8 protein-coding genes are annotated in these 15249 nt (G+C 69.2%); all 8 read right to left on the bottom strand.

Annotated features, from left to right (window positions below; translation table 11 throughout):
- Positions 1–1272 carry an ACP S-malonyltransferase gene (locus ACWDS7_RS18645; RefSeq protein ID WP_451930277.1) on the bottom strand — a complete coding sequence of 424 codons (1272 nt, stop codon included), beginning with the start codon at positions 1270–1272 and terminating at the stop codon, positions 1–3.
- Positions 1269–5027 (bottom strand): beta-ketoacyl synthase N-terminal-like domain-containing protein, encoded by a 3759-nt coding sequence (locus tag ACWDS7_RS18650; protein ID WP_451930278.1) that lies wholly within the window; start codon positions 5025–5027, stop codon positions 1269–1271. Before ACWDS7_RS18650 ends, ACWDS7_RS18645 begins: the two co-directional genes overlap by 4 nt.
- Positions 5028–5060: 33 nt before the next feature.
- A complete protein-coding gene (locus ACWDS7_RS18655) occupies positions 5061–7208 on the bottom strand; it encodes a beta-ketoacyl synthase N-terminal-like domain-containing protein (protein WP_451930279.1) in 2148 nt (715 codons plus the stop codon).
- Positions 7205–7936, bottom strand: coding sequence for a thioesterase II family protein (locus ACWDS7_RS18660; protein ID WP_451930280.1), 732 nt, complete (start codon positions 7934–7936; stop codon positions 7205–7207). Before ACWDS7_RS18660 ends, ACWDS7_RS18655 begins: the two co-directional genes overlap by 4 nt.
- Positions 7937–8007: 71 nt before the next feature.
- Complete coding sequence (locus ACWDS7_RS18665) at positions 8008–11403, bottom strand: AMP-binding protein (protein WP_451930281.1); 3396 nt, start codon at positions 11401–11403, stop codon at positions 8008–8010.
- 15 nt (positions 11404–11418) lie between these two features.
- Positions 11419–13134, bottom strand: a complete 1716-nt coding sequence (locus tag ACWDS7_RS18670) for a fatty acyl-AMP ligase (RefSeq protein ID WP_451930282.1) — start codon at positions 13132–13134, stop codon at positions 11419–11421.
- Positions 13131–13394 (bottom strand): phosphopantetheine-binding protein, encoded by a 264-nt coding sequence (locus ACWDS7_RS18675; protein WP_451930283.1) that lies wholly within the window; start codon positions 13392–13394, stop codon positions 13131–13133. The genes ACWDS7_RS18670 and ACWDS7_RS18675 overlap by 4 nt, the downstream gene beginning before the upstream one ends.
- A gap of 55 nt (positions 13395–13449) precedes the next feature.
- Positions 13450–14895 (bottom strand): KamA family radical SAM protein, encoded by a 1446-nt coding sequence (locus tag ACWDS7_RS18680; RefSeq protein WP_451930284.1) that lies wholly within the window; start codon positions 14893–14895, stop codon positions 13450–13452.
- Positions 14896–15249 lie beyond the last annotated feature (354 nt).

Genomic DNA, 15249 nt, shown 5'->3' on the forward strand with positions numbered 1-15249 from the left:
TCAGAGCTCCTCGGCGGACGAACCCGCCTGATCAGGTACGGCACGGCGGCGAGCCGGGGCGGTGGCCGAAGCCAGAGCCCGCTCGATCGCGGCGTGGCTTTGCTGGTCCGTGAATCCCTTGGCCCGCAGCACGCCGCCGACGTCACGGACGGTCTGGTCCAGCACCGGCTTGTGGTCGGGCACGCGCGCGGCGCGGACCGCGTCGAGCGCGTCCACCAGACGCGCGTAGGGCGCTCGGATCTCCGTTTCGAACGCTTCGGAGGACAGTCGCGCGAGGGCGGGAGTCCCGACGATCAAGCGGAGGGCCGCCAGCAGGAACTCCTCCACGCTGTCCACCTCGGCTCGCGCGTCGCCGCCCGACAAGGCGGCGGCCACCTCTTGGACGGCGCGCACGCTGTCGCACGACCAGGCGGTGACCTCGGGAGCCACCGTGCGGGTCAGGTCGCGAAGCACCGTCTTGGGTCCCGCCTCGATCAGCACGTCGACGCCTTGGGCGCGTATGAGCCGGACCGCGCCAGGCCAGTCGACGCATCCGGTCAGTTGCTCGCGCAGGCTGCCGGCCAGCTCCTCGGCCGTGCGGAGGAGCTCGCCGACGCAGGCGCAGACGATCGGGATCTCGGCGTCCCGGATGGCCGCCTGGGCCACAGCCCGCGCGAACGGTTCGACCGCCTGGCGCATCAGGGGGCTGTGCGAGGCAACCGCGACCTTCAGCGGCCTGGTCACCGCTCCGTGGTCGGACAGCGCCGTCCGGGCCGCCTCGACCGCCTCGATCTCCCCGCTGATGACGCACTGGTCGTGAGAGTTCCGGTTGGCCACGACGACGACGCCACCGCCGGCGCTCTCCGCGAGCACGCGGCCGACCTCGTCCGCCGGCGGGCCGAATACGACGGCCATCGCGCCGGGCGGGCACGAGGCCATGAGCTGACCTCGACGCCTGGCCAGCGTCACCGCGGCGCGGAAGTCGAGGGCGCCGGCGCAGACCAGGGCCGACAGCTCGCCGAGGCTGTGCCCCGCCATGACGACGGGCCGCTCGGGCAACGATCTGGACAGCAACGTCCAGGCCGCCACGCTGTGAACGAGGATCGCCGGTTGCAGGATCGTGGTGTCGGCCAGTTCCCCGTTGCGGTCCTCACAGGCCCGCAGCAGGTCGTAGCCGAGAATCTCGGACGCCGTGTCGTAGAGGCCGCGCGCCTGTTCGTCCCCTCGGTACAGGTCCTGGCCCATGCCGGGAACCTGAGAACCCTGGCCGGGGAAGATCACTCCGATGCTCACAGGAGACCACCCGGAATCTCGGCCAGCAGCGCGGCCGCTTCCGCGTCGGACAACTCGCCGCGCTCGACCCGCGCCAGGATGGATTCGAGGTCGTGGCCGGTCTCGGGGGCGCGCTGAAGCTGTCTGACGCAGTAGGCCACCTGGGCGGCGAACGTCGGGTTGCCGTAGAGGGCCGCCACGTCGAAGGCCGCTCCCGGCATCGACCTGCCGACCACGTGAACCAGCCTGACCGCGCTGAGCGACGTCCCGCCGGCGGCGAAGAAGTTCTCGGCGGGCTCCGCCGTGAACCGTCCCAGGGTGGTCCGCCACGCCTGGGCCAGCCGGTCGCGGACCAGGTCCTCGTCCCACTCGACCGCGTCGTCGTGGACGGCGTCGGGGCCCGCGCTGCTCTGGGCAGCCTCCGCCCACACCGCTGGCCCGAAGGGGATGCGCAGCACGTCGCGCAGGTAGTGCACCTCGTCCAGGTCGAGCCGCGCCACGATGTCGACGGCGTGGGCGTCCCTGAAGAACCGCTCCAGCGCCGCCCGGAACTCAGCGAAGTCGATCGGCGGAATCGGCGTCTTGGCCGCGAAGTCCGATCGGTCGTCGAGGATCAGGGTGAGGTTGAGGGTGTAGGTCGCGATGCCGCTGCGCGTGAGGTGCGGGGCGAGCGCGTCCAGGTACTGGTTGACTGCGGCGCACTCGGCCGCGCCCTTGGTCCCGGACAGCGAGGAGACGGAGGAGAACAGCACCAGGAAGTCCGGCTTGTCCTGGCGCAGCTCTTCGGCCAGCCACCAGGTGCCGAGGACCCGGTTCTCGATTCCCCGGCGGAAACGCGGGAAGTCGAGCTCGCCGATCCAGAGATGGAACAGCTCCTTGGCCAGCATGAAGGCGCCGTCGATCCGGCCTCGCTCACCGCGGATCTCAGCGAAGGCCCGGGCCACCTCTGACTCGCGGGTGATGTCACAGCGCAGAACGCGGACCGAGGCCCCGCACTCCTCCATCCTCCGGATCGCCTCGGCCTTGTCGGCGTGGCCGGGGCCGTCGGGCAGCCCGTTGCGCGACAGCAGGACGATGCTGCCCGCGCCGTGTTCCGCCAGGAACGTGCCCACCTGCATGCCGAGATAGCCCGTACCGCCCGCGATCACGTACGCGCCGCCCTGACGGATCGTCAGCGGGGTGCCTCCCCCCTCCTCGGCCCGGTTGATGTGCTTGCTGTAGCGCCGGCCGGCGCGGTAGGCGACCAGCCGCAGCCGATCACGGGGGTCGGCGGTGATCTCCGCGACGATCTGGTCGGCGGCCTCCGCCGGGGAGCCGCCGAGGTCGTGGTCCACGGCGACCTCGGACAGGTGCGGCACCTCCTGCGACAACACCTTGGCAAAGCCGAAACCCGTCACCCGGGGCGGCGCGTAGTCCTCGCCCTCCACCACCGGTTCCGCAAGCGAGGCCACCACGGCCAGCACCATGGGGTGCTCCAGGCCGAGCGGGATCATGCTCTGGCCGAGGTGGAAGAGGGAGAAGACCCCGTCGCGCTGACTGTCGTGCAGGGCCTTCTCGCTGGCCATCGGGTGTTCGGCCGAGCCGTATCCGAGCAGGTGGACGACTCCGGCGACCTCGCTGAGCGGACCGACGGAACTCCACAGCCGGCCGAGGTCCTCAAGGCTGTCGAGCGCCAGGCCGAAGTGGTCGGGGCCGAACCGGGTGAATCCGCTCGCGGCCGTCGCGAGAACCACTCTGGAGCCGCCGGCCCGCAGGCGCCCGACGACCGCCTCCGCGACGGGGTCATCCGTCCGGGCGAAGGCCACCCAGGTCCCGCCGGTCGAGGCTGCGGCCGCGAGCGGCTCCATCGGCACCCATGCGGGCCGGAAGAACAGGTCGGCCACGTCCACCGACCGCTCGGTGACAGCCGGCCAGACGCGCCTGGTCGTCATGGGGGCCAACGGCAGCGGGAGGACCCGGCCGGGGGCGAGCCTCCGCAGACACTCGTCGCTGGCTTCAGCGTGCTTCAGGTAGCGGGTCATCAGTGCGACATCGTCGGGCGAGATGCGCTCGCCGGTCGTGTCGCTCAGCAGGCTGAGTGACTGCTCTCCCCCCTCGACGGCGTCGGAGACGAACACGTACTGTCCGGCGAGGTGGTCGGGAATCCGGTCGAACTCCCGCACCGGCAGGAGCTGGCCGAGCTTGTGCAGGAGGTCGGCGGTGTCGGTGGCGAAGACGCCCAGGCGGGCGGGCCCGACGCCGCGGCGCGCCAGCGTGTGGGCGACGTCGTGGATCGCGGCGCCCTGATCGATGCCCTCGGCGAGTCGTCTGATCAGCTCCCACAGGGCCCACCGGGTTCTGGCGGAGACGAACACCGGTGTCATGACCGAGGTGGGCGCGGTCGGCTCCACCGCCGCCGGCTCTTCGAGGATCACGTGCACGTTGGTGCCGCTGATGCCCAGCGACGAGACGCCCGCCCGGCGGGGCGCCCCGCCGGCCGGCGCCGCCCACGGCGCCGGCTCGGCGCTGACCACGAAAGGCGTGCGCGCCCAGTCGATGGCAGGGTTGGGCCGCGACAGCCCGGCGAGCCCGGGAAAACTCCGCTGTTGCAGGCAGAGCATCGCCTCGACGAAGCCGGCGAGGCCGGCCGAGTCACCCAGGTGGCCCATCACCGCTTTGATCGAGCCGAGCCGGCAGTAGCCGGTCTCAGCGGTGTCGGCGCGGAACGCCTTGCTCAGGGCGTCCACCTCGATGACGTCGCCCAAGGCCGTGCCGGCGCCGTGGCCCTCCACGTAGCCGATGTCGGACGCTGAGACGCCGGCCTCGGCCAGCGCGGCCCGGACCACGTCATGGTGTGCCTCGGGGTTGGGCACGGGCATCCCGTTGGAGGCGCCGTCGCTGTTGACCGCCGATCCGGTGACCAGCGCGCTGATATAGTCGCGGTCGCGTACGGCGTCCTCGGCTCGTTTGAGGACGACGGCGATGACGCCCTCGCCCCAGGCCACGCCGTCCGCCGCCGCGTCGTAGGCGGCGCTCCTGTGGTGCGGGCTCTTGACGAAGTAGTCGGACTCGTCGTTCCAGAAGGGAAACAGGCTGAGGCTGATGCTCGCGACGATGGCGAGATCGCACTCGCCGGCCTGGAGAGCCCTCCGTGCCAGGTGCAGGGCGGCCAGTGACGACGAGCAGGTGGTGTCGACGCCCATGACCGGGCCGCGCAGGTCATGGGTGTAGGCGATCCGGTAGAAGGCGTTCGCCGGGATGTTGGAGACGAACGCACGCTCGTCGGGGTCGTCGAAGAGCTGCAGGTATTCGAAGCTGGAGTTCGGCTGGTAGGCGCCGAACACGCCCGTCCGGGTGCCGCGCAGGTCGGCGGACTTGAGGCCGGACAGGGTGATCGCCTCCTCGGTCACCTGCAGCAGGAGGCGTTCGGCCGGGCCCAGGAACTCGGCCTCGAAGGCGCTCAGCCCGAAAGCGTCATGATCGAACTGCTCGATGTCGCGGAGCCAGCCGCCGAACGAGCGGCTGTCGGAGCCGAGACGCTCACGCTGATGGCCGTGCCGCTCCGCCAGGTCCTCGCGGGCTCCGGTGACCAGGTCGAAGCGCTGGGTGGGGAAGGGACCGATCAGGGACTTCGCCTCGACGAGCCGGAGCCACAGTTCGTCCAGGTCGCCGGCCCCGGGCATCCGGACCGCCGCCCCGAGCGCGGCGACGGCTCCGTTCTCCGGCCTGAGCCGCTGGTCGGCCAGCAGCTCAGAGGCTTGCTCTGCGGTGATCTTCCCGTCGGCTAGCAGGGTCATCACGGTCATGGTGCGGGTGTCTGACATGGTGGCTCACCCTCGGCTTTGCTGGAGGTCTACGTGGGAGAAGTCGATGAGTGCGGCGAGTTCCGCGAAATGCTCGGCGCCGAGGAGATCGGCCATGTCCACCTGCCGGCCGTACTCGCGCCGGAGTGTGAGCTGCACCTGCATGGCCGAGAGCGAGGTTCCGCCCAGTCCGATGAAGGAGTCGGCCGGGCTCACCGCCTCGTAGCCGAGGGCCCGGCTCACCGCGTCGAGCAGCGCGGTCAGCGTGTCGTCGGCGGGGGCGGAGTCCTGCGCGGGCGAGCCGCCGTCGCCGAGCCAGAAGGAGTCCTCGTCGAACGGATACAGCGGCAGATCCACCAGCAGCGGAGGCGCTCCGTCCTCGAACAGCTCCGGCCAGCGTGGGTGCTCTCCGGCCACGTAGCCGCGCGCCAGGATCTCTTCGGCGGTCCCGGCGGCACGAGGTAAGCCGTCCGCCGTCCAGGCGCCCGCGACCTTCGCCCAGTCGTCGACGTCCATCCCGGCCAGCGTCTGGCAGGTGTCGGTGAAAGTCTCCAGGTCAGAGGCAATGATCGCGACCCGGCAGGAGTGGTGTTCGCGTCCCGCCCAGAGGCTGAAGGCGAGGTCGCGAGGGCGTGCGGCCGTGCCGTACCGTGCGTGGGCCTCGATCAGCGCGCGCAGAGAGGTGCGGGAGCGTGCGGAGATCGGGAACACCCATGGCCGCGCACTCGGCAGCGGCTGACCGGGTACGGCGACGCCGGCCCGTCGCGGCGCCTCCTCCAGGACCACGTGCACGTTGGTGCCGTTGAAGCCGAAGCAGCTCACTCCGGCGCGCAGCGGCTCGCCGCCGGTGCGGGCCGCGCGCAGGTTCCACGGTTCGGTGGGCACGAAGACCGGGGAGTTCAGGAAATCTATGTGCCGGTTGGGCTCACGCAGGTTCACCGTCGGCGGCACGTAGCCGTTCTTGAGCACCAGTATGGCCTTGACCATGCCGGAGAGCCCCGCCGCGCCGTCGATGAGATGCCCGATGTTGCCCTTCACCGAGCCGATCGCGATGAACTGGCGCCGATCGTTGTGGCGGGCCACCGCATCGGCAATGCCGCGGATCTCGATGGGATCGCCGAGAGCCGTACCGGTTCCGTGCGCCTCGATGTAGCACAGCGACTCCGGTCCCACTCCCGCCCGGCGCCACGCTTCGAGCAGCAGGTCGGTGTGCGCCCCCGGGTTGGGGGCGGTCAGGGAGGCCGAGGCGCCGTCGTTGTTGACGGCGGAGCCTCGGATCACGGCGTGCACGCGGTCCCCGTCACGCACCGCCCGGTCCAGAGGCTTGAGGAGGAGCGCCACGATCCCCTCGCCCCGCCCGATCCCGACGCCTTCGTGGTCGAAGGGGCGCGAGCGATGGTCGTCCGCCATGATCCCGGCGGCGTCCATGAGCTGGCCGGAAGCGAGCGGCAGGGAGAACAGGTTCACGCCCCCCACCAGCGCCGTGTCGCAATCGCCGGCGCGCAGCCCCAGGCAGGCCTCGTGCAGGACGAGCAAGGACGAGGCGCAGGTGGCGCTGGAGACGAAGGCCGGACCGCGCAGGTCGAAGTGGAAGGACAGCCGGGACGCCGCGAAGGAGGGCACCACACCCGGCACGCCGGACGGGGGCAGGTCACCGAGCGCTCCGGAGTAGTCCCCCGGCGCCGCCGAGACATAGACGCCGGTACGGCTGCCGCGGATGCGGCCCACCTGGCCGGCGTCCTCCAGGCAGTGGTAGGCGACCTGGAGGAAGCGGCGTTGCTGCGGGTCCATGGTGCGGGCGTCGGCGGGGGTGATGCCGAAGAATTCGGCGTCGAAACGATCGATGTCCTCCAGCCAGGCCGCGGTGAGGAATTCGGGCTCGGGGTCCGCCTCGGTCAGCAGCGGCTCGCACAGCTCCCGGCGGCGCCGGGGTGCGGCTTCCACTTGGTCCTTGCCGGACATGAGCACATCCCAGAACCGGTCATAGACCGGGGCGCCGGGAAGTTGCGCGGCGATGCCGATCACCGCGATCGCGTCCGGCTGTCCCGGCTGATCGGCCGCTTCCGGCTTGGCGGGTGTCGTCGTCCTGACCGCTTCCACCAGAGCCTGGGCTGTGCGGCGGTCGATGTGCCCTCGTGAGAGCAGCCCCAAGATCGAGGTCATGAGTTCGCTCATGTGGACGCCTCCTGGTTGTGCTGACGCAGCCGGTCCCGCACCACGCGGTGCAGGCACTCGCGGGCCTCGGAGCGTTCGAGTAGATAGAAGTGGCCGCCTGGGAACACCCGCGTCCGAGGGGGACGGACCAGCACGTCGGCCCAGGCTTCGGGCTCGTCAGAAGCGGCCGAGGCGTCCTGCCCCCCGGTCCACAGCTCATAGGCCGTCTCAGGCGGCGGCGAGCATGGGTGGAGCCGGTACGAGTCCATGATGAGCAGGTCGTCGCCGAAAGCCATGAGAGCGCCTTCCAGCAGGTCCGGAATCTCGAAGACTGAGGCCGGCGTGCCGCCGTACCCGATCAGTTCGGTCATCAGCCGCTCCTTCGAGCGCCGAGGAGGCGGTGAGGGAAGCGCCTCGGACAAGGCGGTGGCCCGCCTGGGCGAGGGGGCGGAGGAGACGACCACGCACCTGAGCCAGTCCCGTGCCCGCGGCGACACGCTGCGGACCACGGCGTCGCACAGCAGCCCGCCCAGGCTGTGCCCGAACATGATCGTCGAGCGATCCAGCAACGGCTCCACCTGGCGGGCGAGCTCCCGGCGCGCCTCGTCGAAGCTGGCGAGCCCAGGTTCCCTGTCGCGAACTCCCCGGCCCGGCAGGTCGATCAACACCGCCTCGACGCCTTCGGGAAGCTCCGAGGCCAGGGGCAGCATGGAGATCGCAGACCCGCCGGCGTGCGGGAAGAAGATCACCCGAGCGTCTTCCTCTCGACCTCGACCGACCGCGATGTGACCGTCACGTACCTCGATCCGAAGACCCGGTCTCATGTGGTCAGCTCCCCGATCAACTGGAAGCCCTCGTGCGCGGTCAGCTCGCCGCGCGCCACCGCCTGAAGGATCGACATCCTGCTGTTCGGAACACCCCGAAGGTGGCGCGCGAAGGTGTTGACGGTGGGAAACCGGAAGAGGTCGGTGAGCGTGAACTCGGCGGCGGGGAGGCTCTCCCGCAGCCGCTCGAACAGGGTGATCACCAGGATGGAGTGGCCGCCCGAGTCGAAGAAGCTGCGATCGGGCTCGACCTTCACGCCCAGCAGTTCCTCCCAGATCCGGGTGATCTCCGCGGTGAGAGGGGTCGGCGCCGGGCCGGCGCCCGATGCGGTCGTCGGCTCCGGTTCGGGCCGGGCCGCCAGCGCCGTACGGTCGATCTTGCCGTTCTCGGTTCTGGGCAGCCTCGGCATCGCCTCGATCGAACGGGGAACCGCATACGGCGGAAGCCGATCGCCCAGCCAGTCGCGCAGCGCACCAGGGTCGAGGGTCCCGGGCGCGCCGACGAAGGCTCGCAGGCCCGCGTCGCCATTGGCGCGCACGTGAACCTCGTCGACCCCGTCGTAGGTGAGCAGCAGGTTCTCGATCTCACCGAGCTCGACGCGGTAGCCGCGAATCTTGATCTGAGCGTCACGGCGTCCGAAGAACTGGATCGTTCCGTCCATGTCGATGACGCCGAAATCCCCGGTGCGGTAGGAGCGGACCCCGTCCGGGGAGGCGAAGCCTCCGACGGGAGCAGGCCGGCCTTCCTCGGTCAGGTAGCCGAGCCCGACTCCAGGGCCGGTGATCCGCACCTCCCCCAGGGCGCCTCGTGGCAGCCGCCGCCCTTCGCCGTCCACGATGTCCAGCTCGGTGCCGGGCAGCGGCTCCCCGATCGGGCACAGGCCGGAACGGGACTCACCGGCGGGGCGGGCACTGTCGTAGACCACTGATTCGATCGTGCATTCGCTGAGCCCGTAGCCGTTGATCAGCCGGACCTTCGGAGGCAGGAGCCGCCGCAGGTGCTCCAGTTCAGCGAAGCGGAAGACGTCGGAGCCGACGATGACGGTCCGCAGGCTGGACGGTTCCCGCCGCGCCCGCTCGCCGGCGTTCCTGTCGAGGTGACGGAGCAGTGCCGACACGAGGGAGGGCGTGGACTCCACGAGCGTGATCCGGTGCTCGCCGATCAGGGCTTCCAGATGGGCCATGTCGATCCGCCGCTCGTCGGGGCAGATCACCAGGCGCCCGCCGGTGCACAGCGCCTTAAGGAGGTCGCCCAGAAACACGTCGGCGGTCCAGCTTCCGAGCTGGAGCACGCGATGCCCGCCGGGTTCGGGGACATAGGTCTCCTGCCAGGCCTCGACCAGCGGCGCCAGGCCGCCGGCCGCGAGCACGACGACCTTGGGGGTCCCGGTGCTGCCCGACGTCGCCACCGCGTAGGCGGCGCCGTCCGCCGGCAACGTCTCGTCGAGGTCGCTTGGTGTCTCGGGCGGCTCACGCCACGCGTCCTGCTCCAGCACGACGCACTGGTCGGGGCGGAGCGCGTCGAGAAGCTGCTGTCGGCGTCGTGGCGGCAGGCCCGGGTCGACCGCGCACCAGGTGATCCCGGCTCGCCAGGCTCCGCAGATGGCGGCGACGGCGTCTACGCCGCGTCCGCCGATGAAGGCGACCCGGCTTCCGGGACGCAGGCCCAAGTGGTGGCGCAGATAGCCGGCCATCGCCTGTGACCGGTCCAGCAGTTCAGCGTACGTGCAGGAGTCCTTCTCGTCGACGACAGCGACCGCACCGCCGTCGGCCGCGCGCAGATAGTGGCCGATCGTCCACGGGCGAGCCTTGGCCGCGGTTCCGAGGACCGCCCCGGCCTGCTCGGCCGGGGTCAGAGCCGCCCGCATATCTTCCGGATGGACCGCGAAGTGCGCCACCGCCTCCAGCAGCGACGTGACGACCTTTCCGTCGTAGTGGGAGTCATCCCATTCCGCCAGCACCTTGATCCGTTCGCCGAGGCTCACGGTCAGGCTCAACGGATCGGCGGTACCGCTGTTGGAGTGGACCAGGTGCGCGACCGGGGCGCCCGCTCCCAGCGTTCCTAGATCGCCGTCGAAGTTCTGGAACACCAGGGTCGAGGCGAAGAGCTGGGTGCTCGGCGGCAGTCCGGCCGCCTGGCAGATCCGGGGGTGGGACACATGGCCGTGTTCGAAGGCGGCGGTGATGGCGTTCATCATCGATCTGATCCCCTCCACGACCTCCCCGCCGGTCTCGGGACAGACGAGCGGCACCACGTTGATCAGGCAGCCGCTCAATCGGGTGGATCCGGGCAGCGTCGCCGGCCGGATGTTGACCGTCAGGCCGACGCAGATATCCGGGTCCTCCTGGTACCTGGCCAGCACCCGACCCCACACATGGGCCAGAAAGGCGGCCTGGGTGACCCCGTGCCGGGCGCAGTAGGCGGCGACGGCGGCGCTGTCGGAGGCCGAGAGCTCGTGGACGTGCGCCCGCGCGTCGGCCACCGCGGAGTCGGCCGCCTCACCGGCCGTGCGCGCGAAGTCGAGCGGCTGAGCCGGGCGCCGGCCCGCCAGCCGGCCGCGCCAGTACTCGAAGGACGTCTCCTCGGCGCCGTGCCGATCCCGCCAGTCGAGATAGGCGGCGACCGAGGGGCGGGGGACGACGGGCTGTGCCGACGGGGCGACCAGCGCCTCCGCGAAGTCCTCAAGGCATTGTGCGAGCGACCATCCGTCCAGGAGAGCGTGGTGGGCGGCGAACACCAGCACCGAGGCCGGCTCCGTGCCGTCCCCCTCGTCCCAGGAGGCGATGAACCATCCGGCCACGAGCGTGTCCAGATCCTCGTAGAGCAGCCTTGAGGTCTTCTCAGCCGACCAGTCAGCCAGCGTCGTCCCGGCCGGCGACAAGGACTCGAGGCATCGCAGCTCGGCCCGTGAGGAATCCACGTCGATCACTTGAGACAGCCCGGAGGAATCGCGAAGGATGCGGGTTCGCAACGCCGGGTTCTTCGTCACCATCGTCTCCCAGGCGTGCTGGGCGGCCGCGACGGAGACGGGCTCAGTGAACCGATGCGAGCTGATCATCCAGTAGGCGGTGCTGTCCGGACGGCGCAGGGAGTCGAGAACGAGCACCGGCTGGAGAGGGGTCAGCGGCAGCCTCCGCTCACCGCCAGGGGAGACGCTCCCCGCGGCTTCCGCCGGGGCCGCCGATGACAACCACGCGAGTTGTTCGTTGAGCGTCGGATGGTCGTAGAAATCCGACAGCGAAAGGGAGATGCCGAGGTCGGTCAGTTGATTGACGATCTTGAGGGCGGCCAGTGAATCGCCGCCGAGTTCGAAGAAATTGTCGTCCCCGTCGAACCCAGCCACGTCAAGATGAGATCGCCAGGCCGATTGGAGAGCTCGCTCAAAATTCAAGATTCTACCCGTGTCTCACGCGACAATGGGTGCCGCCGCACCCTCAAGCGACTGTTCAGAATTCAGGAACAACGGCTGGATTCGCTGGTCGGCATAGCGCCTCCCGGTCTCGCTCACGCGCACCTTTCCGCTGGTCGTCATCGGTAGCGCCCCCTTGGGGAGCAGGTGTACGTCGCGGACGAAAAGGTCCAGCCGTGTCGCCAGCGCGCTTCTGACGCGTTTGGCGAGCGCATTGAGCTCATCTCGCGACTGAGGGGCGGAATCGGAAACCTCGGCGCACAGCCGTACCTCAGGAGAATCCCCCGCGACGAAAGCCGCGCATCTGCCCTTGCGTAGTTCGGTGAACTCGTCGCAAACCGCTGCGACATCGACGGAAAAGAAATTCCGGCCCTGGATGATCAGCGTGTCGTCGGCGCGCCCGAGAACGAACAGGTGGCCGTCCTTGAGGAAACCGAGATCTCCCGTCGCATGCCATCGGTCGGCACTCGCGGTCCCCTCGGGAGCCATCCAGTAGCCGCCGCCCAATTGCGGGCCGGAGACATGGATCTCCCCGACGCTCTCAGGGGCGGCGTCGACCGTCGTGCCATCGGGGGCGGCGTCGACGATGCGCACCGAGGTTCCGCTGACCGGCTTTCCGCTCGAACTCAGCCATCGCACGTCATCACCCGAGGATTCGGCGACCGTGACCTCCCCTCGCGCCAACGCGCTCGCGCTCACCTTCAGATGGCGCACGGGAACGCCGGGTCCGCTGGTGGTCACGGTCAGGGTGGCTTCGGCCAACCCGTACGAGGGGGCGAAAGCGGATTCACGGAAGCCCGCCGGAGCGAAGTGCTCGGTGAATCGGCGTATCGTCGCCGTTCTCACCACTTCACCCGCGTTCCTGGCCACCCGCCAGCGGCTGAGATCCAGGCTCGGCACTCGCTCGGACGAGATCTTTCGCACGCACAGCTCATAGGCGAAATCCGGGGCACTCGACAGCGTGCCGCCGCGATCGTCGATCGCGCGCAACCACTGCACGGGGTCACGGACGAACTCCCCCGGGCTCAGCAGAACCGCCTGGTACCCCTGGAATAGCGGCCGCATCAGCCCGGTCACCAGGCCCATGTCGTGGAAGAGAGGCACCCAGGTGACCGCCGTGTCGTCAGCCGACTCGCCATAGGCGAGAGCCGTCTGCCCACAGTTCGCCGCGAGGGAGGCCGTGGTCACCTTGACGCCCCTGGGGCGCTTGGTCGACCCGGAGGTGAACTGCAGCAGCACCACACCATCGCGGTCCGGGGAGATCCTCAGCTCCGCCTCCGTCTCGGCGAGCTCGGATTCGGAGACCACCGGGCGGCTCAGGCCCGCCTCCGCCGTGATCTCACGGACGACTTCCCGCCAGTGCCCAGCCGTGATGATCAAGACGGGATCGCAGGCGCCGACGATGCCGAGCAGGCGCTCCTTGAAGGCCGCAGGCCGGCCGGACGCGGGCACAGGAGCCGGTACGGCGATGCCGCCCCGCCCAGAGCAGGCGAGCATGGCCGAGACGAAGGTGTCGTCGTTGGCGAGGACGATGACCACCCTGTCGCTAGGCCGAACTCCGTAGGCGTTCAACCCGCGCAGGGTTCGATCCACCCTCTCGTTCAGTGCGCGCCACGTCCACGAGTGAGACGCCGCGCCGTCCCGCCAGAGCGTCAGCGCGGGCGACTCGGGATGGAGCTCCGCATGTCCGAGCAGCCACTCGTACGGCGTCATCGCGACGACTCGCGGTCGAGAACGAGACCGGCACCGCATTCCTCGGCGAGCTCGGCGGCGAATCCCAGGAAAGTCTCGGCGTCCCAGAGCGTATGGAGGTCCAACTCTATGCCGAGCAGATCTTCCAATCTCGCCGCGAGTTCGACGGCGTTGAGCGAGTCACCCCCGAGTGAGAAGAAGTCATCCTGCTCGGTGATGGGCCGCTCAAACAGATCCTCGGCAGCGGCCACAATGGCCTGAAAAATCGCGTCCTTTTTCACAGCTCTCCTCAAGCGTGCGATGCCGGCCGGTCTCAAAGAGGTCTCGTAGCGGGTCTTAAAGAGAGGGGAACGCGGTGCGCCACCACTCGCGTCCACCCACGGGCAGGGTGTCGATGGGGTCGTAGAACGGGTAATGCCTGCTCAGGGCGTCGGGGTCAGCGCCGTCCAGGCTGGTCCGATAGTTCTTCGACCAGTAGGAGATCCCCAGCTCCCTGTCGTATTCGGCGACCTGGTGAACCCAGCGCTTACCGACCTTCGGCACGTCGCAGACGATTCTGGGAGTGGCGTGCCCGGGCAGATAACCCATGATCTCGTCCTGTAGCTCACGGGCTCGGGCCACCGAGGTGCGCCAGTGTTCAGCGCCCGGGATCATGTCGCACAGGTAGAAGTAGTACGGAAGAATGGCCGCCTCGTCCTGGAGCGCGAAACACAGATCGAGCAAGTCGGATGAGGTGTCGTTGACCCCGCGCATCAGCACGCCCTGATTGCGCACATACCGCACGCCCGCGTCCACCATCGCGACCGCGGCTTTGGCGACAGCGGGAGTCACCGAGTTGACGTGATTGATGTGGGTGTGGATGGCCAGGTTCACCCCACGCGCGGCGGCGGCCGCGGCCACCCGACCCATCCCCTCGACGATCTCGTCCTGCAGCCAGTGCTGCGGAAGTCCCATGAGCGCCTTGGTGGCCAGCCGGATGTCTCGAACGGTGTCGATCTCCAGCAGCCGCATGAGGAAGCGCTCCAGGTGAACCCAGGGCAGGTTCGCCAGATCGCCACCCGAGACGACCACGTCACGGACACCGGGATGATCAGCGAGGTAACCGAGGATCGCGCTCTGCCGGTCGATCGGCTTGAGCGTCAGCCGCCGCTTCGCGACGGCGGGGGTGGAGGTGCCGACCAGGTCCATCCGGGTGCAGTGTCCGCAATATTGCGGGCAGGTCGACAGCAATTCCGCGAGGACTTTGGTGGGATAGCGGTGTGTCAGTCCTTCGACCGCCCACATCTCGTATTCGTGCAGCGAGTCGCGGGCGGCGAATGGGTGCGACGGCCAGTCGGCCCGTCTGTCGGAATGGACGGGGAGCATGCAGCGGCGAATGGGATCGGCGTAGAACTCGTCGGTCCACGAAGCGGACCGGGTGCCGGTGATCCTGGGGACCATCGTGTTGAGCACTTGCGGCGGCAGCAACATCGGCATGGTGGCCGACTGTTCGATGTCCTTGGCGAGGCCGACATAAAAGTCGTTGTGTAACCGGTTGCCCAGGACCGCGCTTAGCTGACCGATGTTCTTGACGCTGTGCGCGCGTTGCCATTGGGCGCTGGCCCATTGCTCTGGGGTGACGTCAACCCAGCCGGGGAAACGTGTCCAGTCCGGCTCGACCAAGGTCCGCCGCCGGTACTGATATGGCTGCTCGATCAGTGCTGGCGACATGTGGCTGAGCATGGCCTTCGCCGCGGTCGCTGCACTGTCCACCGTTCGTGCCCCCAAGTCGGTGCAAGCCACCTCCTGAATTTTGTATTCAAAAGTGTGCAAGGTGAGGTATCACATCACATCCGCCGCGGCCTGACAAGATCTCAAACCGGTCCTCCGCAGGGATCCCGCAGGGCGCCTGTCGATAACTCCACCCGTGCAGGTCAAGCGGCATATGAGTACTCGTGGAGAACTCCTCCGAGCCGATCTCGCCGGCGTATGGCCAGGTTGGCCATGCGGCTCGGATCGGTGATCGGATCCGGGACGGCGCCTAGTACTCCAGCATCAGTTTGTGATCTTTGGTGGGTAGTGTGCCGCTCTTGTGATGGATCATGACGTTGCTGCGTGGGTAGCGGGGTTGGATGACCTGTTCGCTCGGGTGGCGAG

The sequence above is a fragment of the Streptosporangium sp. NPDC003464 genome, assembly GCF_053588315.1.

Excerpts from the sequence above, each read along its gene's own strand:
- ACWDS7_RS18655 (WP_451930279.1), bottom strand. The coding sequence starts at position 7,208 with ATGAGCGAACTCATGACCTCGATCTTGGGGCTGCTCTCACGAGGGCAC.
- ACWDS7_RS18650 (WP_451930278.1), bottom strand. The coding sequence starts at position 5,027 with ATGACCCTGCTAGCCGACGGGAAGATCACCGCAGAGCAAGCCTCTGAG.
- ACWDS7_RS18670 (WP_451930282.1), bottom strand. The coding sequence starts at position 13,134 with ATGACGCCGTACGAGTGGCTGCTCGGACATGCGGAGCTCCATCCCGAG.